General features: G+C 62.7%; 18 protein-coding genes. 11 read left to right on the top strand and 7 right to left on the bottom strand.

The features are described from left to right. The first annotated feature begins 20 nt into the window (after positions 1-20). On the top strand, positions 21-407 hold the full coding sequence (locus tag CFB50_RS29540) for a VOC family protein (protein WP_089448136.1): 387 nt from the start codon (positions 21-23) through the stop codon (positions 405-407). A gap of 335 nt (positions 408-742) precedes the next feature. On the opposite strand, the gene CFB50_RS29535 is transcribed toward CFB50_RS29540, so the two are convergent. From CFB50_RS29535 to CFB50_RS29525, 3 genes are read right to left on the bottom strand one after another with little or no spacing between them, the layout of a single operon-like run. Beyond that, positions 743-1,339, bottom strand: coding sequence for an NADPH-dependent F420 reductase (locus tag CFB50_RS29535; protein ID WP_089448135.1), 597 nt, complete (start codon positions 1,337-1,339; stop codon positions 743-745). Between the two features lie 27 nt (positions 1,340-1,366). Beyond that, positions 1,367-2,134: an SDR family NAD(P)-dependent oxidoreductase gene (locus CFB50_RS29530; protein ID WP_089448134.1), complete on the bottom strand. Its 768-nt coding sequence runs from the start codon at positions 2,132-2,134 to the stop codon at positions 1,367-1,369. 13 nt (positions 2,135-2,147) lie between these two features. Beyond that, entirely contained in the window at positions 2,148-2,882 is a 735-nt protein-coding gene (locus CFB50_RS29525) for an SDR family NAD(P)-dependent oxidoreductase (RefSeq protein ID WP_089448133.1), read from the bottom strand. Positions 2,883-2,988: 106 nt separating this feature from the next. Here CFB50_RS29525 and CFB50_RS29520 point away from each other — a divergent pair, with 106 nt between their 5' ends. After that, the gene (locus CFB50_RS29520) at positions 2,989-3,930 is read left to right on the top strand and encodes a LysR family transcriptional regulator (RefSeq protein WP_089448132.1); all 942 of its coding nucleotides are present in this window, start codon (positions 2,989-2,991) and stop codon (positions 3,928-3,930) included. A gap of 336 nt (positions 3,931-4,266) precedes the next feature. Here CFB50_RS29520 and CFB50_RS39065 read toward each other — a convergent pair whose 3' ends face one another. Together CFB50_RS39065 and CFB50_RS39060 are read right to left on the bottom strand one after the other, a co-directional pair. After that, positions 4,267-5,310: a hypothetical protein gene (locus CFB50_RS39065; protein ID WP_144020709.1), complete on the bottom strand. Its 1,044-nt coding sequence runs from the start codon at positions 5,308-5,310 to the stop codon at positions 4,267-4,269. A gap of 427 nt (positions 5,311-5,737) precedes the next feature. Beyond that, entirely contained in the window at positions 5,738-6,487 is a 750-nt protein-coding gene (locus tag CFB50_RS39060; RefSeq protein ID WP_144020708.1) for a PGN_0703 family putative restriction endonuclease, read from the bottom strand. Positions 6,488-7,753: 1,266 nt separating this feature from the next. Between CFB50_RS39060 and CFB50_RS29510 the strand changes: the two genes are divergently transcribed. The 4 genes from CFB50_RS29510 (at position 7,754) to CFB50_RS39055 (ending at position 10,366) form a co-directional block, all read left to right on the top strand. Beyond that, positions 7,754-8,914, top strand: coding sequence for an enterotoxin (HBL) (locus tag CFB50_RS29510; protein WP_069252240.1), 1,161 nt, complete (start codon positions 7,754-7,756; stop codon positions 8,912-8,914). Positions 8,915-9,223: 309 nt separating this feature from the next. Beyond that, the gene (locus tag CFB50_RS40260) at positions 9,224-9,634 is read left to right on the top strand and encodes a transposase (protein ID WP_256978861.1); all 411 of its coding nucleotides are present in this window, start codon (positions 9,224-9,226) and stop codon (positions 9,632-9,634) included. Next, complete coding sequence (locus CFB50_RS40255) at positions 9,526-10,041, top strand: IS5 family transposase (protein WP_256978984.1); 516 nt, start codon at positions 9,526-9,528, stop codon at positions 10,039-10,041. The genes CFB50_RS40260 and CFB50_RS40255 overlap by 109 nt, the downstream gene beginning before the upstream one ends. After that, complete coding sequence (locus CFB50_RS39055) at positions 9,986-10,366, top strand: hypothetical protein (protein ID WP_144020707.1); 381 nt, start codon at positions 9,986-9,988, stop codon at positions 10,364-10,366. The genes CFB50_RS40255 and CFB50_RS39055 overlap by 56 nt, the downstream gene beginning before the upstream one ends. Before the next feature lie 161 nt (positions 10,367-10,527). On the opposite strand, the gene CFB50_RS29495 is transcribed toward CFB50_RS39055, so the two are convergent. After that, entirely contained in the window at positions 10,528-11,442 is a 915-nt protein-coding gene (locus CFB50_RS29495) for a glutaminase (RefSeq protein ID WP_089448129.1), read from the bottom strand. A 218-nt stretch (positions 11,443-11,660) separates the two neighbouring features. On the opposite strand from CFB50_RS29495, the gene CFB50_RS29490 reads away from it, so the two are divergent. The 3 genes from CFB50_RS29490 (at position 11,661) to CFB50_RS29480 (ending at position 14,502) form a co-directional block, all read left to right on the top strand. Then, positions 11,661-12,371 (top strand): response regulator, encoded by a 711-nt coding sequence (locus CFB50_RS29490; RefSeq protein WP_039366515.1) that lies wholly within the window; start codon positions 11,661-11,663, stop codon positions 12,369-12,371. Positions 12,372-12,435: 64 nt separating this feature from the next. After that, positions 12,436-13,566, top strand: a complete 1,131-nt coding sequence (locus tag CFB50_RS29485) for an ATP-binding protein (protein WP_046548399.1) — start codon at positions 12,436-12,438, stop codon at positions 13,564-13,566. A 312-nt stretch (positions 13,567-13,878) separates the two neighbouring features. Continuing rightward, entirely contained in the window at positions 13,879-14,502 is a 624-nt protein-coding gene (locus tag CFB50_RS29480; RefSeq protein WP_069252200.1) for an FMN-dependent NADH-azoreductase, read from the top strand. Between the two features lie 58 nt (positions 14,503-14,560). Here CFB50_RS29480 and CFB50_RS29475 read toward each other — a convergent pair whose 3' ends face one another. Continuing rightward, positions 14,561-16,957: a patatin-like phospholipase family protein gene (locus CFB50_RS29475; RefSeq protein WP_069252199.1), complete on the bottom strand. Its 2,397-nt coding sequence runs from the start codon at positions 16,955-16,957 to the stop codon at positions 14,561-14,563. Positions 16,958-17,226: 269 nt separating this feature from the next. On the opposite strand from CFB50_RS29475, the gene CFB50_RS29470 reads away from it, so the two are divergent. Beyond that, positions 17,227-18,267 carry a rod shape-determining protein gene (locus CFB50_RS29470; RefSeq protein ID WP_069252198.1) on the top strand — a complete coding sequence of 347 codons (1,041 nt, stop codon included), beginning with the start codon at positions 17,227-17,229 and terminating at the stop codon, positions 18,265-18,267. Positions 18,268-18,494: 227 nt separating this feature from the next. After that, entirely contained in the window at positions 18,495-19,154 is a 660-nt protein-coding gene (locus tag CFB50_RS29465; protein ID WP_069252197.1) for a YdcF family protein, read from the top strand. Positions 19,155-19,466: the final 312 nt, after the last annotated feature.

Here is a 19,466-nt window from a genome sequence, read left to right as displayed (position 1 = left end):
ACCTACGAGAGCGACACGCCATGCCAGTTACCGGATTCAGTCACTACAATCTGCGGGCAGATCGGCCGACACTCGAGTCGCTTCGCGATTTCTACGTCGACATCGTTGGCTTGCAGGAAGGGTTTCGCCCGCCGTTCAAGAGCTTCGGGTATTGGCTGTATGCGGGCACGCAGGCCGTGCTGCATCTGTCGGAAGCGCGGCCGGGCGAGTCGCGTCCGCCGAACGTTGCCAATACGTTCGATCACGTTGCGTTTTCCTGCGCGGATCCCCGCGCGATGGCGCTTCATCTGACCGAGGCCAACGTGGCATTCACGCGCGAGCACGTCCCGCTCACGGGGCAGGTGCAGATTTTCTTCCGCGATCCGGCGGGCAATGGCGTCGAGTTGAATTTCGCGCAAGGTGAATGAACGCGACAGGTTGGCGGAATCGACGCTCGATGCCACGAACCGCCTGCGGAGTGCGTTCAATTGACCGGGGGCCATTCGGACACTCGATCGCGAAAGCCACCGGCTCGGAGGATCGCGCTCGTGGTCGTCACGCTGGGCCAACCGCCGATTTCCGCTCATGCGCCGCATCGCAATGAATCCGCGGGCTTTTCGTGGCGTTGCCGTGACGCTGAAATCCGTGCGGTCGCAGCGCGGCCGGCGGTTGCCGGCGGCATCGGAAAGTCGAGTGCCACGCCGATGCCGACCGCCCTGGTTTGGCCACGAGACCCGGGGAAATATCCGGGAACGGCGGGTCGTCAGTCGAACGTGATCAAGTCCTTGAAGATCAGTTGTCCCCACTGATTTCCACGCGCGTGCACAAGCAGCCCGCCAGCCGAAAGCCCGCCCAGTTTGATTGGCGCGAAACCGAGTTTTTCAGCGAGCGTGCCGATCTCCGCTGCTGCGGCGTCGTCGTCGCTCGCCAGGAACACGACTCTCCTGCCACCCTGTACGGCCGGTTCCTGGCCGAGGATGGCGGCAACCAGATGGTTGAAGCCTTTCACCAGCCTGGCTCCGGTGAACGCGTTCGCGACGAAGGTCGAGGACGGGAGGCCGCCCAGTTCCTCGGGCGGGGCCTGCGTGTTCATCGCGTCGATGAGGGTCTTCCCCTTCCAGTCGGGCAGCGCTTTTGCGACCTCCGGGTGCGACTCGAAACGGACAGCCAGAAAGATGATGTCCGCCTTGACGGCTTCCGCCAGGGTTTGGGGAATGATCGTGGGGCCGATCGCGGCCGCATCGGCGGCAAAGCTTTCCGGATCGCGCGTGGTGGCAACGGCCACGTCGATGCCGCTGCGGGCGAACGCCCTCGCAAGTGCGTGGCCGATCTTGCCGAAGCCGATGATTGCGTAACGCATAGGTCTCTCCTTGGGTTCTCTGCGCGGTCAGAGCTTGTAACCGCCGCTCGCTTCAATGGTTTGGCCGGTCACCCAATGGCCTTCATCGGAGGCCAGGAACGCCACGACGGCGGCGATTTCAGAAGGCTCGCCGAAGCGGCCCAACGCGATCTGTGCCTCGGCCGCCTTGACGAGTTCGGGATTCTCCCGAACGGCGGCGTTTGCATCCGTTCGCGTGAAGCCCGGCGCGACGGCGTTTGCGGTGATGCCACGCGGCCCCAGCTCGATGGCGAGCGTATGGGTCAGGGTATTGATGGCTGCTTTCGCCATTGAGTAGACGGGCGCTGCCGTCACGGGCTTCGTGGCGGCGGCGGAAGAAATGTTGATGATGCGGGCACCATCGGCGAGACGATCCAGAGCGGCCTGAATGATGAAGAAGGGCGCACGGGCGTAGACCGCCATCAGGGTGTCCCAACTCTCCGGCGTCGCGTCCTTGAAGCCGACCCAGCCGGAATTGCCGGCGTTGTTGACCAGAATGTCGAGGGCTTGGGTGCCATTCCGCTTGGCGAGTTCGTCGTCGAGTCTCTCGAACAAAGCCGGGACGGCCGCCGGATCAACGAGATCCGCGTGGATCGCGAACGCAGTGCCTCCCGCTTTCTCGATGGCTGCGATCGCCGCGTCCGCGCCGGATTTACTGGCGTTGTAGGTGAGTGCGACTGTCGCACCGTCCTTTGCAAGACGTTCGGCGATGGCGCGGCCAATGCCCCGTGATGCGCCGGTAACGAGCGCTGTTTTGCCCTTTAACGATTGCGTCATTTGATCTTTCTCCTCAGAGTTGTGCCAGGCCACCGTCAACGGCAACCTCGCTGGCGGTCATGAAGCTGCTGTCCGACGACGCAAGAAAGGCGGCCACCGCCCCGATCTCCGCTGGATCGGCCATACGCTGGAGCGGCGTCATCGCCCCATAGGCCTTCTGGCCTTCTTCGCCCAGCGCTTCCTTGGCCAGTTCGGTCGCCGTCGCACCGGGCGACAGCACGTTTACGCGGATGCCGGTGCCCTTCAGGTCCTCCGCCCAGGTCCGGGCGAGGTTGCGCACCGCTGCCTTGCTCGCGCTGTATGCCGTGAATCCCGCAGCTCCTGTGGTGCCGGCGCTCGATCCGGTCAGGATGATCGAACCACCCTGGCCCATCAGCGGCAGCGCCGCCTGGACCGTGAAGATCGAACCCTTCACGTTGGTGTCGAAGATTTCGTCGAAGTGTTCGGCGGTGATCTTGCCGAGCGGAAGCGGGCTTCCTGCCCCGGCGTTGGCGAACACGATGTCGAGGGTTCCGCGCTCCGCCTTCACCGCAGCGTAGAGCCGCTCGAGATCGGCCAGATCGGAAACCGAACCCTGCACCGCGCGGGCATGGGGCCCGAGGTCGGCTACGGCGGCGTCGAGCGCTTCCTGCCGGCGGCCGAAGATGAAGACGAAGGCGCCTTCGTCGATGAAGCGTCTCGCGGCGGCGCGGCCGATTCCGGTAGCGCCGCCGGTGATCACCGCGGTCTTTCCATTCAGTCTGTTCATGCCCTGCATCCTCCGAAACGAAAGCGACGAACATGATTCTGGGCCTCTTGATTCATGAATCCAATTGACTGAATATCTATAGGTGCCATCTACTTTCTAGATAGATATGCTGGACAACGTCACCATCAATCAACTTCGGGCTTTTGTCGCGGTATGCGACCAGGGAAGCTTCTCCGGGGCTGCACGGCAGCTGAGGCGTGCACAGTCGGCGATCAGTCACGCGATCGGCGCGCTCGAGAGTGCCTTCGACGTGGTGCTGTTCGAGCGCAACACGCGCAAGGCGACGCTCACGGCCGCAGGCCGCAGCCTTCTGCCGGATGCGCGGGGGGTGATCTCACGCACCGAGGAAATGAAGATGCGTGCGGTTGCCATTGCCGAAGCCGGGGTGCCACAGGTTTCGATTGCCGTGGATACCTATTTTCCGCGTGCGCACCTGATTGAATGCCTGCGCATCCTGCAGGCGGACTTTCCAACCGTTGCAATCAATCTGCGCATGACGACCATGCAGGGCGGCGAGCGTCTGGTTCTCGACGGCACGTGCGCATTGGCGGTAACGATCATGGACGTGCCCGAGTTGAGCCAGGGCACCATCGAACGGCAGCATTTATGCGAAGCGCAAATGGTGACCGTCTGTGCGCCATCGCATCCGCTGGCCGCACTCGCGGGGCCGATCCCGCGGGAGGAATTTGGCCGGCACATCCAGCTCGTCGTAACGGACAATCAGCCCGATGCGGGAAAGAGCCAGCAAGGGGTCGCCAGCGAACGCCAGTGGTGGGTGAATGATCTCGGCGCGAAGCACGATCTGCTCAGGGGAGGCTTGTGCTGGGGGCACATGCCGCGCCATCTGGTCGAGGAAGACCTCGCGAAGGGGGCGCTGGTCGAACTCCGACGGCGCGCGTGGCACATGCGCTCGCTCACGTTCATGACCTCCCAGCGGCGCGGGTACGCATTGTCCGAATGCGAGACACGGCTGGTCGAACTCCTGGGCAATCGTCATCCCGTCTCGAAGGACGGGAAGGCCAGGGCCCGCGTGACGCGCGGTCGCTGACGGGTGTGCGGGGAGCGTCGTGCGAACCGTGACGTGAGCGCCGGCCGAATCCGCCTTTGGAGAGGCACGCTCGACTGCGCCGCCTCAAAAAATCGACCTTCCCGAATCAGTCGTCAACCACTCCAGCGCCAGTGTGCCGGCACTCCGGCAATATAAACCGACTATGTCGCCCCAGTGCCGATCAAGCGGGCGAGTGTCGCGCGACCTTCGACGACCGGGTTCGGCCACAACCCGTCGTTCAACTCGCAGGGAAACATGCCGTCGGAGCGGCCGCATTCCAACCGGAAGCTGACGGCCGGGCTACGTACAAAATTCGGCCCCAAGTGGCGTACGCTGCTACGGGGCGCGGTACGCAGGCTGAGGATCCATGTCGCTTGAGTCGCCATCGCCTAGCAACGCCCACCGATCAGTGACAGGATCATCATTGTTGAACGCTTCAGGAATGTAACCTTCATCCAGCACCTTCTCGAATCGTTGAAGCCAATCGAGTACCGCTTGGCTTGCCTCGCCCTCACACAATGCGACCGCATCACGAGGTGCTCGAGCAACAATTAGTTCAGCGAGTGCCTGGGGCGTCATGGTCGACGACATCACGATATCCGGGTCACCATGAAGAACCGTTCGTTCGCTGCCGGTTGTGTACCGATAGACATCGTCGTTAGATTTTTCTGGTGGATGAAACGCACACCGCCAGTGCAATCCAGATGGCGCCGAATACGGCAGGATCATCAATCGACCGTAGCCATGTCGAATCAACCAGATGCCAGCACGCAAAATGGTTTGTGCGACGGCCTTGGTATCTACGTGATCACTATTGATTTCTTGAACATATGCCAGGAATTCAGGCAGATAATTGGCGATGTCCTCATGAGAAACATATCGGTCAAATCCTTCAGCACCAACGCGGTTCATCTCGAAAAAAGCTTGAGGCGCAATTAGGACCGTCTCAAACTCGACATATGCCCCGTATTTCGGGTTGTTGAGCCAATGCATTGCTCGTGACTGGTAACGTTCTGGCTGCCCCGGCATAAAGGAGCGGTTTTTGAGTTTATTCTCGATATGCAAGGCAAACGGACCGCTATTCGGGCGCGAGAACACGACCAATACGTCTGTTTCGCTTTGCACGTTTTTGACAACTGGCTCGCCGGTCGCCGGGTCGATAATCACGTGCGGATGAGTACCCCAGGGATTGTCGCTGCGAGACCACTGATACACGCCAGCGTCATTGGCGAATTTAGTTCGAGAGAGAAACCAATTTGTGAATTCCAGGTTCGATTGGAATGCCTGCTCGATGCAACTATCCAGTTGCGCTTCTCTGCTTTTGACCATATATCCCCCGATTTGAGTCCTGTTCGATTCGCGCGCGAAATCGAATGCCATTGTGCGGCGACATCGTTTCTTCGGAATTTTATGTTACAAATTTGGCACGAATGCAAGCTAATTGTGCGACCCTTGGCGCGCCTGCCCACGCACTTGTACCGGGGCTGCACGCGAGTCGTTGATTTCGGCTCTGCGCAGTTGAGATTACATCCCTGACACGGTGGCCCGACGACTGTAACTGCCGTTGGGTCCTCGGTCGCAAGGCCACACTCGGCGCGAGCCCCGACATCTTCAGCAGCGAACCGGCTGATGACCGCGATGCTTCAGGAACAGACAGCGAGGCGGGTTGCCGTCGAACGGCAGAGAGGGGTCGACGGACCCCGTCATCCCGTGTTGCCGATGCGGTGTGACTGCATTGTCGGGCTGCCCTTGGCCGATCGCGCCATTTCAACGGCGGTGGTGATGCGATGCGTTCCGTGGGTTACTGTCATGGTTCGAACGCTTCGATGATTGCTTGTCCATGTGCCGCGATTCGGCTGTCTAGCACAGACCAGGTCCCAAGCCACTCCCTATAGCTCGCGGAATGGAAAGTCACTGCGTCACCTGCCACCGCAGCTGCAAAGCTGGCAATTTCGTCCCGGTGCCGGGCAAGGTTATCCGGAGCGATGGCAAGACCGCCTCGCGCCGCGGGTTCAGCGAAAAGATAAAACAGCGCGGGCGCCCGGTTGCGTCGGCCGCCTTCGGTCACCAAACCGAACGCGTGCTTGACCAGTTGCGCGGCATCGAGGTGAACATACCTCACATCTCCGGAGCGCAATCGGTCTCGCATCCTTTCATACCCCTTCATATTGGCGCCCCACACGGGGCGGTCATAGGCGTCTGAGAGGCTGACCGATTTCACGTCCCGGAAGGGCTCAAAACGCTTGCTCTCGATTCCGATGAGGCACCTGGGCGTCTGTACCACGGCGTCGAGCCAAGGATGGCGCCCGCCGGCCCAAGGAAATCGCGCACAGAATTCGATGTCTACGAGCTCCGGAATTCCTGCGTCCTCGAGGCCTTTCAGTGGCGGCAGTTGGCGAGGTCGCTCAATGAACCAGCCAAAACAATTGACCGCGAGTGCCGCGGAGCTTTCGGGACTCAAAAACTTGCCGGATTCAATCTCTTTGCCTCCGGCTTTCGCGAGGCGGTCAAGCACATGATTGACGGGAATTCCGGATAGAAATGGCAGGTCGTCCACGCATTCCCCCGCATCGGATTGACGAATATGCCAAACGGCGGAGCCAGCAAGGCACTCGCGAGTCGGTTCAGCCAAATGCACTGCTCGACACCCCACACTCGGTTTTCGAGCGGGACGGGCTGGCAACTGCTCTGCCCGAAAGCTGTCAACTTGGCTTGCGGTGCCGAAACCTGCTGCTTCCACGTCGTCGACATGTCGGTAGATGCTACATAGGGAGCGAGTTGACCGCAATGGCCACTACATCTTGGACGCGGTTGTCACAGCGGTGGAGGCACGAATGATGGCGGTGGGTCGGCATCCGTCGTCGACGCCCACGTCCCCAACGTTGGGCACGACCTTCGTCGTCGGACCGGGTTCGGCCATGAAGCGACGTTCAGTTGGCTCCCGTCGAGATGTTCAAGTGTCCCTTTTCATCTTGCGGATTCAACCCGTCGATGCAACACCCTTAAGGCTGCATAGCAGCGAGGAGTGTTGCATCGACGGGTTGAATCCGCAGTCGCAAATTGCAATCTTGGGCGCCTTTGCCGGGTGCTTACTGTATCTCTGAAAACGGAAGCGTTGATGGCCCGGTGCAATCTAAAAGCATCCTCGAAGGCGCAACTTGGGTTGGCTATGAATGGACAGTCGTTGGACGACGGGAAACTACTCCAGAAAGCTGACTTTCATCCTTTGCGCATTCATGGTTTGGGGTGAGTGAAGTCAGGATGAATTGGGCTTGTCGAGCGCGTACTGGGCGACGTCCGGGCTGTTCGTGCTCATCAGACAGACGATGGCGTGGGCGTGCTCAACCGCATGACGGCCCTCGCACGCCCGCGGTCCGTTCTCGTATCGTCTGAGGTCATGAGCTGTGGAGCCTCCTCGTCCTTAAATTCGATTTACGCAACAACGCCACTCTGCATTAAAAATAATGAAATATATGAAAATATTGATGCGCACGCACCAAAATCGAGATTCCCTTTCAAGGCGCCGAAATTGGACGGACGACAAGGTCTATCCAAACACGCAAAGCAGCCTTGATACAACACGTCGGACGTGTGATAAGCTGTAAAGAAGCAATAAAGTTCCGAAGCATTGCATGTAGCACAGATCATATTTATCTGTTTATGCCAGAACTTATCTTGACGATGCCCATAAATTTAATATTATACCGATAGCACCCAAATTTAACTTGGGCCACACGGATAATACCTTGATCTTGACAAAAAAATGTCATTCTTGCGTATATCAATTTAATCTTGTCGGCAATGCTAACAGGAGGAACAAACCGTGGCACTTCACCTCGCATTTTCTAAAAGGGTTCAAACGCTGAGTGATGTACAGGCTGCATACAAGCAGAGCGTCATTTTCGTTAACACCGAGGCAACTGGCGTCTACAGCTCTCAACTGGGAGTTCTGAATACCTTGCCGCCGGATTGGCAGGACTTCGTTACGGCCCACCAGAATGCTCAAGCCGACGCGCTCGATTGGATCAATAATGTGATGGCGCGCCTGCTGACGGTACCTGCCAGCGTGCAGAATTATAACGGCACCATCTCGGCGGCGTTGCAGGATGCAAAACTCCAGGCGCAGGCGCTGATCGCGAACCCGACGAACGCGGGAGCGAAATCCGCCTTGATCTCCGATTTGAACTTGGTGAAGTCCCAGGTTTCGCTCGTGCTTGCTTTCGTCTCAAGCACCCTTTCTTCACTACAGAGCTATCAGAACAAAGTGCCTGACATGGCGCAGCAGCTGCAAACGATCGCCAATAAATCGTCTGCGGACGCCGGCGCAGATCAGAAAAAAATTGACGACCTTAATGCCGCGATCGATCAGTTGAAGAGCGACATCAAGTCGTTGACGGCCGCGATTGTCGCGCTATCCATCGCCGATGGGATCGCGATCACTCTTGGTGTTGTCGCAACTATCGCGGCTTGGCCCGTCGGAGCGCTTGCATGGTTGGTCCTCGGTCCGGCTGTTGCCGTCGCGACCACATTCATCGCGCTCGATGCAGTGAAGATCAAAAACGACAAGGCACTGATCGAGTCGAAGCAAAGCGAGATCACCGGCATCACTCAGGATGTAGCAGTTCTGCAGGGCATGGCCAAGCAATACGGCGATTTCGCTGCGCAGACTGCCGAGGTGCAGTCGAACCTGGAGAATGTACTCGCAGAATGGCAGACCCTCGATAATGAGGTGACCAGCGCGGTTAACGACATCCAGGCCGCCATCGCCGACCAGCAGGCGCCGAATTATCAGGCTGTTGCCAACGACCTGGATCAGGCGATTACCGCATGGACGGCAGCCTATAATCAGGCCGGAAGTCTGATCATCGATATCAACGTGAACAATGCTCAGCTCTCGCCAGGAATGTCGGAACAGGAAGTGCAGACTGCGCTAGCTGCAGGGCGCACCACCGATCTGGTTACCTACTTCAACCAGGCAGCATGAGTAGTTGCGGTGGATGGCCCGGGATAATCTGCTATCCACCGCAATTTTGCAATGCAGCCAATCATACCGACGCCGCGATCCAAAGCGTGGCCGAACCCCGCAGAGCAAAATAATTCCGTCACTTCAGCATTCTTGTGGATCAAGGCTTCCGGCCCGCGAGTTGACGACTTTATTGACGGTCCTACCAAAACAATGTCTTCAACTCGCCTACGTCCGCATTAAGAGGTCAGTTCAAAAACCCCGTGAGGGGGCTGTTTACTTCCTCGGCGAGCTGTTAACCTTGGGCACCAGAACAACGGAAGCCCAAGGATGGAAGCGCCGATCATTGACGACGAACTGTGGATACTGATCGAACCATTGCTGCCGCCCGCGAAGCCTCGTGCGAAGAGCGATCCTGGTCGTCCGCGCGTTTGCGATCGTGCGGCGCTCAACGGCATCCTGTTCGTGTTCAAAACGGGAATCCGCTGGAACCACTTGCCGACTCGGCTGGGCTTCGGCTCGGGCGCAACTTGCTGGCGGCGATTGAACGACTGGCAAAAGGCTGGTGTATGGGACCAACTGCACGAGTTGCTGCTCGACAAGTTGCGTGCGGCCGGCCAGATCGATCTGTCATACGCTGCGGTCGATTCGTCGTCCGTGCGCGCCGTTGGGGCGGGCGAAAAACTGGCCCGAACCCCACGGATCGTGCGCGACCCGGTTCCAAGCACCACATCCTCGTAGACGCCAACGGCGTTCCCGTCGTCGCGATCCTGACCGGCGCGAACGCCAACGACGTCACGCAGTTGCTGCCGCTCGTTGATGCAATTCCGCCGATTCGCGGTGTCCGTGGCCGACCACTTCAGAAGCCCGGCGTCGTCTACGCCGATCGCGGCTACGATTCCACACGACACCGACGTGCGCTGCGTGAGCGCGGCATCAGGCCCGTGATCGCGAAGCGCCGGACCGAACACGGCAGCGGGCTCGGCAAGTATCGTTGGGTGGTCGAGCGTACGCACTCCTGGCTCCATAATTTCCGTCGTCTACGCACGCGCTTCGAGCGACGTGCCGACATTCACGAAGCATTCTTGAAACTTGGCTGCTCGCTCGTCTGCTGGAACGTCTTCAGGCGAGCTGAGCAAGGTTTTTGAACTGGCCTCTAAGAACGAATATTGGTTCTCCACTCCGCTTCCGAAGCGACATTCCCCTGAGATACTGACGCCGCAGTGGGACTTCGTCTCCATGCTTGATGAATTCTGGAATGGAGACTACGACCTCATCGCAATCCGACCGCAAGCAACACGGTATGCGTTGGAGTTCAACCCGCATGGTTACCCATTTGGTGGCATCGGTAGTCTTGTCGCGCTGGTTGAGTGTTTCGGCGATCGAGTCGTCGGCGTTGATGATGGAACGGGATATGAAAAATACGTGCCACGTACGAACATCTGGAAGCCGCGTGCCGGCCGTGTTGTCTGACCTCGCATTGCGGCCGCACCGAATGACTGCTTCGGAGCAAGACCGATGACCGCTCCGGGTCGATTGCCGCCGATGGCCGAATTCCCCATTAAGCGCTTTGGCGCGCGCCGATATGAATCTGCCGCCGTCGCGCCACATGAGGCACGCTTGACTTCGACGCTTCAAAAGATCGAGCGCCCCGAATAGGTCGTCAACCATTCCAAAGCCGTAGTCCCCGCCAGCGAGTTCCCGTTCGCATCGAGCCCCGGCGCCCACACGCACACGGCCATCTCGCCCGGCAGTACCGCGACGATCCCGCCGCCGACACCGCTTTTCGCGGGTAGCCCGACGCGATACACGAAATCCCCCGCCGCATCGTAGGTGCCGCAGGTCAGCATCAGCGCCGACAGCCGCTTCGCGGAACTCGAATCGACGATCCGCTCGCCGGTGACCGGCGCGACGCCGCCGTTCGCGAGGAACAGCGCGGCGGTGGCGAGCTCGACGCAGTTCATCGTGATCGCGCACTGGCGGCAATACGCATCGATCACGATGTCGGGCGGCATCTGCATGTTGCCGAAGCTCGCCATGAAGTGCGCCATCGCGCGGTTGCGCTCCGCGTGCTGCAGCTCCGATTGCGCGACGCGCGAATCGTAGTCGATGTCGTTCGCGCCGATCAGCCGCCGCACGAATTCGACGAGCGCCGTCTCGGCCTTCACGAAGCGGCGGCACAGCACGTCGGTGACGACCAGCGCGCCGGCGTTGATGAACGGATTGCGCGGCTTGCCGCGCTCGCTCTCGAGCTGGACCAGCGAGTTGAACGCGTTGCCGGACGGCTCGCGGCCGACCCGTTCCCACAGTTCGTCGCCCAGCAGCTGGAACGCAAGCGTGCACGCGAACAGCTTCGAGATGCTCTGGATCGAGAAGCGCTCGTACGCGTCGCCCACCGTGCAAACGTTTCCGTCGAGCGTCACGACGGCCATCCCGAACTTGTCGGCAGGCACTTTCGCGAGTTCGGGAATGTAGTCGGCAACCCGGCCCTGGCCAATCCAGGGGGCGAGTTCGGTGTGGATGCGTTCGAGGATCGTCTGGTAATTCATCAAGTCAGGCGGGTAGGTGAGTGGCCGGATTCTGGCGAGCCCGTATGGAACCGTCCCGGCGCCGATTCGTCAAGCACGGACGATATCGCGCCCTTATTTTCAAGACCTCTGAACAGGCAATCGGCCGGCGCAGTATCATGCGGTACGTTTCGGCCAATGGCCGGCGTCCGGCACCGGCCGGCGCCGCCGCGGCTTCCCCGATGACCCGACCGCTGCCCATGTCTTTTCGCATCCTGCTCGTCGAAGACGACACCCGCCTGTCCACGCTGATCGCCGGCTACCTGCGCAAGAACGACTATGAAGTCGACACTGTGCTGCATGGTGACGCCGCGGTGCCGGCGATCCTGTCCATTCGGCCCGATCTCGTCATTCTCGACGTGAACCTGCCGGGCAAGGACGGCTTCGAGATCTGCCGCGAGGCACGCAAGCAGTACGACGGCGTGATCATCATGGTGACGGCGCGCGACGAGCCGTTCGACGAACTGCTCGGCCTCGAGTTCGGCGCGGACGACTACGTGCACAAGCCGGTCGAGCCGCGCATCCTGCTCGCGCGGATCAAGGCCCAGCTGCGCCGCGCGCCCGCGCGCGTGACCGAGAGCACCGCGCCGCAGCCCGAGCGCTACGCGTTCGGCAAGTTCTCGATCGACCGCACCGACCGTTCCGTCGTGCTGCCCGACGGCAGCACGCCCGACCTGACGTCGGCCGAATTCGACCTGTTGTGGGCGCTCGTATGCCATGCGGGCGAAGTCGTCAGCCGCGACGACCTGATGCTGCAGTTGCGCGGCGTCGAATTCGACGGCCTCGACCGCACGATCGACGGGCGCATCTCGAAGCTGCGCCGCAAGCTGCGCGACGACGCGAGCAACCCGCAGCGGATCAAGACGATCCGCAGCAAGGGCTATCAATTCAGCAAGCACGCGTGGGAATGACGCGGCGTTCGCACGACGCCGTCACGTTCCGCGCGGGCCTTCCACCCGCCGGCCGGGAGCCGAGATGATCCGACGAACCCGTTCGCACCCCGATGCACCGCCGTTGCCGACGCTGCGCTACGTCAAATGGCGCTGGCTGCATTTCCGCCGCGCGTGGACCGACACGCGCGCCGACCGCATCCCGAGCTGGTCGCGCCTTTACGTGCGTACCTACCTGCATCTGCTCGGCCTCGTGCTGCTGACCGCGCTCGTGCCGGCGCTCGCGCTGTGCGTCGAATTGTCGCCGCAGGTCGTGTGGCATGCATTCGACTCGCTGCCCGGCGACATCTGGATCGTGCTCGTCTTCGTGTTCGCCGCACCGGCGCTCGCGGCGTACCGGTGGATGCGGCCCGTATGGTCGGATCTCGTGATGGTGCGCGAGCGCGCGATCGACTTCACGGGCGGACGCTTCAACACGCGTGCGCGCGAATCGCACAGCGTGATCATCGGCCCGCTCGCGCGGACGCTGAATGCGCTCGCGATGCGCATGGAACGGCTGATCGCCGCGCAGCGCGATCTGACGAATGGCATCTCGCACGAGCTGCGCACGCCGCTCGCGCGCGTGCGGTTCGCGCTCGAAATGCTGCGTGAACCGGGTTCCGCGGCCGAATACCAGGGCGCGCTCGAGAGCATCGCGCAGGACGTGACCGAGCTCGAAGAGCTGATCGACATGAGCCTCACGTATGCGCGGCTCGAATACAGCTCGCTGCAGTCGAACCTCGAGATGACGGCGCCCGTCGCGTGGTTCGAGCATCAGGTCAGCGATGCGCAGCTGCTGTATCCGGAGCGCGCGATCGAGTCGCGCATCGCGATCGCATCGGACCTGCGCGTGAAGATGGACCGGCGGCTGATGTCGTATGCGATGCGCAACCTGTTGCGCAACGCGAGCAAGTACGCGAAATCGCGGATCGTCGTCGGGATCTCGCTCGTGCACGGCAACATCGGGATCTTCGTCGAGGACGATGGTCCCGGCGTGCCGGAGAGCGAACGCGAGCGAATCTTCGACGCATTCGTGCGCCTCGACCGCCGCACCGGCGGCTATGGCCTCGGCCTGTCGATCACGCGGCAGGTGCTCCATGCGCACAACGGCCGGATCGCGGTCGTCGATCCCGTCGAACTCGGCGGCGCGCGCTTCGAGATCAGCTGGCCGGTCTAGCGATACGCCGCTCGGGCGCCGAGCCTCGTCAGTCACCACACCACGACCGCACACTGCCGCGCGCGCCGGATTCGAGCGCGTCGCCGGCCTGTCCCGCCGCAGCTTCCCCGTATCGATGCTTTCCCGCACCGCGATCGTCGCGTGACGATTCGTTTGCCGCACGTACGCGCTTTGCAGTACGATTGCAATTGCAACTATATGGGCGGGCCGATCCATGACCGCGCAGGCGGGCGGCCCGCGACGCAGCAGTGAAGCCGGGGCCGCCACGATGGCCGCCCCCTTGTTCATGCATGCCTGTCCGGGGCACACATCATGCGGCTTTTGAATATCGTGTCTTCTCCCCGCGGCGCCAGGTCGGCGTCGATCGCGGTCGCCAATGCCTTTGTCGATGCGTACCGGGAAACGGGCGCCACGATCGACGTCGATACGCTGAATGTCTGGGAAGAGGACTTGCCGGACTTCGACAGCGAGGCGATCGGCGCCAAGTACAAGGGCGTCGCCAACGCGCCGATGGATGAGGCGGAGCAGTCGATCTGGCGGCGCATCCAGTCGCTCGTGAAGCGCTTTCAGGAGGCGGACCGGATCGTCGTCGGCGTGCCGATGTGGAATTTCGGCTATCCGTACAAGCTCAAGCAACTGATCGATCTCGTCAGCCAGCGGAACATGCTGTTTACGTTCGACGGCACAGCGTACGCGCCGTTGCTGGAGATTCCACGCGCGCTGGTGATCCATGTTCGCGGGCAAAGCCGGGAAACCGGTGCGGGCGCGGACAATCCCGGGTTCCGGCATCAGGCCGACTACATCGAATTCTGGTTGAGGTTCATCGGCGTGAGCGAGGTCAGGAGCCTGACCGTCGAACACACGTGGAGTGTGCGGGCAAGCGACAGTATCGAGCGGGCGCGAGCCCGCGCGGTCGCGATGGCGGCGGCGTTCTGACCCGGCGGGGGCGGCGCGAGGCAGACGCGGAGGCCGCCGGAGCGGCATCCGCGCACGCTCAATAGGTACGGCCGAGCTGCAGGTAGAAGTTGCGGCGGCCACTGGGCGCGAGCGCGACGCCGATGTACACGGGCCCGAACGCGGTCGACAGGCTCGTGAAGAAGGTATAGCTCTGCTTGAGCGCACCGCCGCCGATCTGCTGGCCGCTCGACCAGACGTTGCCGACTTCCGCGCTGGCGCCCACCGACAGCGCCTTGATCGGCGATGCGTTGAACGTCATCAGCTGGTTCATGTAGGTCACCTGCGCATACGCGAGCTCGTTGCCGTTCAACTGGTCGGCCGCATACGCGGACAGATGCTGGAAGCCGCCGAGCGTGAAATTGAACGCGTTGATCAGGTTCGTGCCGCCGATGCTCTTGCCGCCTTCGATCGTCGCGCTGACGCTGTGCCGGCCGAACTGCTGCGCAACCATCGCCTTGCCGTAGATCTCGGTATAGGGCGCGCTGTTGATGCTGTCGTCGAAGTTCGACGCCGAGCCCCCGTTGCGCGAGACCAGCGAGCGTTCGATACGCAGTTCGGTGAAATAGCCCTTGCGCGGGAACAGCGGATCGTCGAGCTGGTCGATGACGAGCCGCGCGCGCGCGGTCAGCGCCTGCGACGTGAAGCTCGGCCACAGCAGCGACTGGCCGCTGCCGTCGTCGAACGGCAGGTTGTAGGTCGGCGAGCCGTGCCCGGTCACATAACCGAGGCCGATCCGGAAATCGCCGAGGCGCCCGATCGGCAGGCCGAGATCGAGCCCGGCGCGCGCGGTCTGCATCAGGTACTGCGTGATCTTCACGTCGCCGCTGTCGTCGTAGAGGTTCGCATAGCGGCGCTGGTATTCCGCATACGGCGACAGATAGACGCCGTACGCCATCGACAGCGGCTGGCGGAACTCGATGCGCGCCGATTGCAGGTCGCTGCCGATCGTCGTGTCCGCGCGGAATTCGAGCCCTGATTCGGTGAGCCATGGCCGCCGGTAGCCGACGTGCAGGCGGAAGCCGCCTTCGTCGGTCGAACTGCTCGACATGCCGAGCCCGAACAGCAGGAAATTCGGCCCCCAGTATTTCTCGCGCGCATCGATCTCGAGCACGTTTTCGTCGCCGTGGCTCACGATCTGCTGCGTGACGCTCTCGAAGTTGCCGCCCGTCGTGAGCCCGAGCAGATCCTTGCTGACTGTGTCCGGATCGTAGGTGTCGCCGGGTTTCACGTGCAGCGCGTTGCTGACGACCCGCTTCGGCACGCCGCCGGTGGTCTTGATGTCGATGCGCGTGATCCGGATCGGCGGCGGCAGCGGCTGCGCGTGCGCGGACCGGTAGGCCGCGTACTGTTCCGGCGTGAGCGCGAAGCGCTTCAGCTTCGGCAGCGCCGCGGTCGCGGCGGCAGCGCCTGCGGCGATCGCCTGCTTCGCATTCTGGAAATCGGTGAACGCGAGCGAGCCGAGGTCTGGCGTGAGCAGCACGTCCTGCGCGTCGAGCTGCTTGCGCTGCGCGGTCACGTTCTGGCGGATCAGGATGCCGACCATCTGCTGCATCACGTCGGCGGGCGACGCGAGTGCGTCGAGCGGGCGCAGTTGCGAGCCGATGTCGACCGCGATCACGACGTTCGCGCCCATCTGTCGCGCGGTGTCGACGGGCAGGTTGCTGACGAGCCCGCCGTCCACGAGCGCGCGCCCGTTGATCTCGGCCGGCGCGAACAGGCCCGGCATCGCCATGCTCGCGCGGATCGCGAGCGGCAGCGAGCCGTGGTCGAGCACCACCATCTGGCCCGTCTGCAGATCGGTCGCGACCGCGCGGTACGGGATCGGCAGGCGGTCGAACGGCTGGTTGGTCGGCACGGCGGCCGTCCAGTTCGCGAGCAGCGCCTGCAGCCGGTTGCCCTGCACGAGGCCGACCGGCACCTTCACGCCTTTCTTGCCGAAGCCGAGCGTCAGCCCGTTGATGTACAGGCGCTCGTCCTCCCGGCTGGTTTGCGGCAGGTCCGCGCGCTCCGTCACGTCGAACGCGATGTCCGCGAGGTTGACCTCCGACAGCCGCTTCTGCATCTCGCCGGCGGCCATGCCGCTCGCGTACAGGCCGCCGACCACGGCGCCCATGCTGGTGCCCGCGATGCAGTCGATCGGGATGCGGTTTTCCTCGAGCACCTTCAGCACACCGAGGTGCGCGTAGCCGCGCGCGCCGCCGCCGGACAGCACGAGGCCGATCGACGGGCGGCCGGCCGGGCCGCCGTCGGCTTCGCAGGTGTGCCCGGACGCGGCGGGCGTGGCAGCCGGCGCGCTGGCGGCAGCGACCGGGGCCGCGGCGGCGGCGTCGGCGGCCGGCAGCGGTTGCGCGGCGACCGTGCCGCACCAGAAGGCGACGAGCGTCGTGCAAAGCGGGCGCACCCGCGCCCAGCGGAAGAAAACGGTCGCTGTCATGGAGGAAATACCTGGCGTGATCGGGCGTCTGAGGCCTGCCGGGAGCAGGCAAGACCGAGAGATTACCGTGTTTTACAGACGCAATGCGAGAGGCTGTTGCGTCGCCGGACGCGTCATGGTCGGCACTTTTGACAATTGTTTCGCGAAAAAATCATCGGAATTGCCTAAAGTATCGGAACGATTTGCCGCTAAGTTCTTGATAGGGCGGCATGGACGCGCCGCGAAATGCGGCGCGGCTGCCCGGGTCCGCTCGATTACAAAGGTTTGATATGTCGACACCGCTGTTCGGAAAGTTGTTTGCGCAACCCGTTGCGATCGACCCTGGAACGGCGAGTACGCGGATTTATACGCAGGAACGCGGCGTGGTGCTGAACCAGCCGTCGGTCGTCTGCTTCCGCAAGGCCGGTGCCGGTGCGACCGACGCGCGGCCGACGCTCGAGGCCGTCGGCGAGCTCGCGAAGGCGCTGCTCGGCCGCGAACCGGGGCATCTCGAAGCCGTGCGGCCGATGCGGCACGGCGTGATCGCCGACGCGCACGCGGCCGAGCAGATGATCCGCAGTTTCATCGACATGTCGCGCACGCGTTCGCGCTTCGGCCGCCGCGTCGAAGTCACGCTGTGCGTACCGTCCGACGCGACGGCCGTCGAGCGCCGCGCGCTCCGCGAGGCCGCCTTCGCCGCGGGTGTGTCGGAGGTCGAACTGATCGAGGAATCGCTCGCGGCCGGGCTCGGCGCGGGCCTGCCGGTGACCGAGCCGGTCGGCTCGATGGTCGTCGATATCGGCGGCGGGACGACCGAAGTCGCGGTGATCGCGCTCGGCGGCATCGTCTACCGCGAGGCGATTCGCGTGGGCGGCAACCAGTTCGACGCGGCGATCGTCAACCATGTGCGCAACCTGTATGGCGTGCTGCTCGGCGAACAGACGGCCGAACACGTCAAGCAGACGATCGGCTCGGCCACCAGCGCGGTGCCGCGCCGGTCGACGCGCGCGGTCGGGCGGGGTGTCGGCGACGGGCTGCCGCGCTCGATCGAACTGTCCAACCACGACGTGGCGGACGCGCTGGCCGCGCCGCTCAAGCAGGTGATCGGCGCGGTGAAGTCGGTGCTGGAGAATGCGCCGGCCGAACTCGTGACCGACATCGCGAATCGCGGCGTGGTGCTGACGGGCGGCGGCGCGCTGCTCGCGGATTTCGAACGCCTGCTGTACGACGAGACGGGGCTCGTCGCCCGGATCGCCGACGAGCCGGCCACCTGCGCGGTGCGCGGCGCGGGCGAGGCGATGGGGCGGCTCACGATGTGTCAGGCCGACTGATTCGGGGCGTGCCGGCCAGGCGTCGCCGAGCGGCGCGGTCATTTGCATTCATTCGATCTCCCAATTGCGTACCCGCGTCGCCGGGTAGGTGTCTCCAGTCGACTTGCCGGAAGGCCGTCCCGCGTCGGTCCGATGCGTGGACACCCGAACGCGCACCGTGCTAGCGTGACGCGCCCGTCCGGGGCTGGGCAAACCGCTAAGCCCGACGACCTGAGAGACCGAAAACCTTGAAAAACCACACCAAACCGGGCGTGTTTGCCCGCCTGGGCCGCCTGCTGGCCGTCGTCGCCTGCGTCTGGATCGTCGCGGCCGTTGCGCTGGTCGCGTACGGGATGCGGATGCCGAGCGAGCCGGCCGACGTCGCCGTGATCTTCGGCAACGCGCTCGACGAGGCCGGCGCGCCGAAGCCCGTGCTCGCCGCCAGGCTCGACGTGGGCGTGCGCTGCTACCGCACCGGGCAGTGCCCGGCGTTCCTCGTCAGCGGCGCGATCGACGGCCCCGGGTTGAACGAGGCGACCGCGATGCGCGACTATCTCGTGGCGCGTGGCGTGCCCGCCGACCGGATCACGGTCGACGACCAGGGCGACAACACACTCGCGACCGCGCAGCACACGCTCGCGTACCTGCAGGCTCACCGTCTGTCGCGCGTGGTGATCGTCAGCCAGTATTACCACCTCGCGCGGGCGCGCCTCGCGTTCGAGCGCGTCGGCATCGCGCGGGCGGACATCTCCGCCGCCTATCCGCGCCGTTTCCAGTTGCGCGACGTCTACTCGAGCTGGCGCGAAGTGCCGGCGTACGCAGTGTATGCGGTGCGTCTGTGGGTGAACCCCGATGCGCGGCCGGTTTCGTTCCGGCCGATGGTTTATCTGATGAGCCTGTTTTCGTAAAGGGGTGGTGGTGTTCGATCGATGCGCAACGGAAATCGAAAGGATCGGCCAAGTGCCGGATTTGCTTTCTTTCGTCTGATGAATGGCGACGTGGGGGATTTCTCGTGTCGATATTTTCAGGGTGTGCCGATATTGCGTTGCAATAAATCGGCTTGATAATCACGCCGATATCGGTATTTTCACCGATGCGGTGAATCCCGTATTTTTTGAGAAATATCAAACCGGCTGACAGGCGGCATCCGAAATTACCTGTTTGAGGCGTTCCGATAAGTAAAAAATGCGCGCTCACTGCACCCCCGAAATGAAAGGGTA

It is taken from the genome of Burkholderia sp. AU33423 (genome assembly GCF_002223135.1).
GTDB classification, from domain to species: domain Bacteria; phylum Pseudomonadota; class Gammaproteobacteria; order Burkholderiales; family Burkholderiaceae; genus Burkholderia; species Burkholderia lata_D.
This window is presented reverse-complemented; position numbering and strand designations above follow the sequence as displayed.

Bases quoted from the DNA above. Each gene is read 5' to 3' on its own strand.
- CFB50_RS29540 (WP_089448136.1), top strand. From the start codon at position 21: ATGCCAGTTACCGGATTCAGTCACTACAATCTGCGGGCAGATCGGCCG.
- CFB50_RS29535 (WP_089448135.1), bottom strand. From the start codon at position 1,339: ATGCGTTACGCAATCATCGGCTTCGGCAAGATCGGCCACGCACTTGCG.
- CFB50_RS29530 (WP_089448134.1), bottom strand. From the start codon at position 2,134: ATGACGCAATCGTTAAAGGGCAAAACAGCGCTCGTTACCGGCGCATCA.
- CFB50_RS29525 (WP_089448133.1), bottom strand. From the start codon at position 2,882: ATGAACAGACTGAATGGAAAGACCGCGGTGATCACCGGCGGCGCTACC.
- CFB50_RS29520 (WP_089448132.1), top strand. From the start codon at position 2,989: ATGCTGGACAACGTCACCATCAATCAACTTCGGGCTTTTGTCGCGGTA.
- CFB50_RS39065 (WP_144020709.1), bottom strand. From the start codon at position 5,310: ATGGCATTCGATTTCGCGCGCGAATCGAACAGGACTCAAATCGGGGGA.
- CFB50_RS40260 (WP_256978861.1), top strand. From the start codon at position 9,224: ATGGAAGCGCCGATCATTGACGACGAACTGTGGATACTGATCGAACCA.
- CFB50_RS29495 (WP_089448129.1), bottom strand. From the start codon at position 11,442: ATGAATTACCAGACGATCCTCGAACGCATCCACACCGAACTCGCCCCC.
- CFB50_RS29490 (WP_039366515.1), top strand. From the start codon at position 11,661: ATGTCTTTTCGCATCCTGCTCGTCGAAGACGACACCCGCCTGTCCACG.
- CFB50_RS29485 (WP_046548399.1), top strand. From the start codon at position 12,436: ATGATCCGACGAACCCGTTCGCACCCCGATGCACCGCCGTTGCCGACG.
- CFB50_RS29480 (WP_069252200.1), top strand. From the start codon at position 13,879: ATGCGGCTTTTGAATATCGTGTCTTCTCCCCGCGGCGCCAGGTCGGCG.
- CFB50_RS29475 (WP_069252199.1), bottom strand. From the start codon at position 16,957: ATGACAGCGACCGTTTTCTTCCGCTGGGCGCGGGTGCGCCCGCTTTGC.
- CFB50_RS29470 (WP_069252198.1), top strand. From the start codon at position 17,227: ATGTCGACACCGCTGTTCGGAAAGTTGTTTGCGCAACCCGTTGCGATC.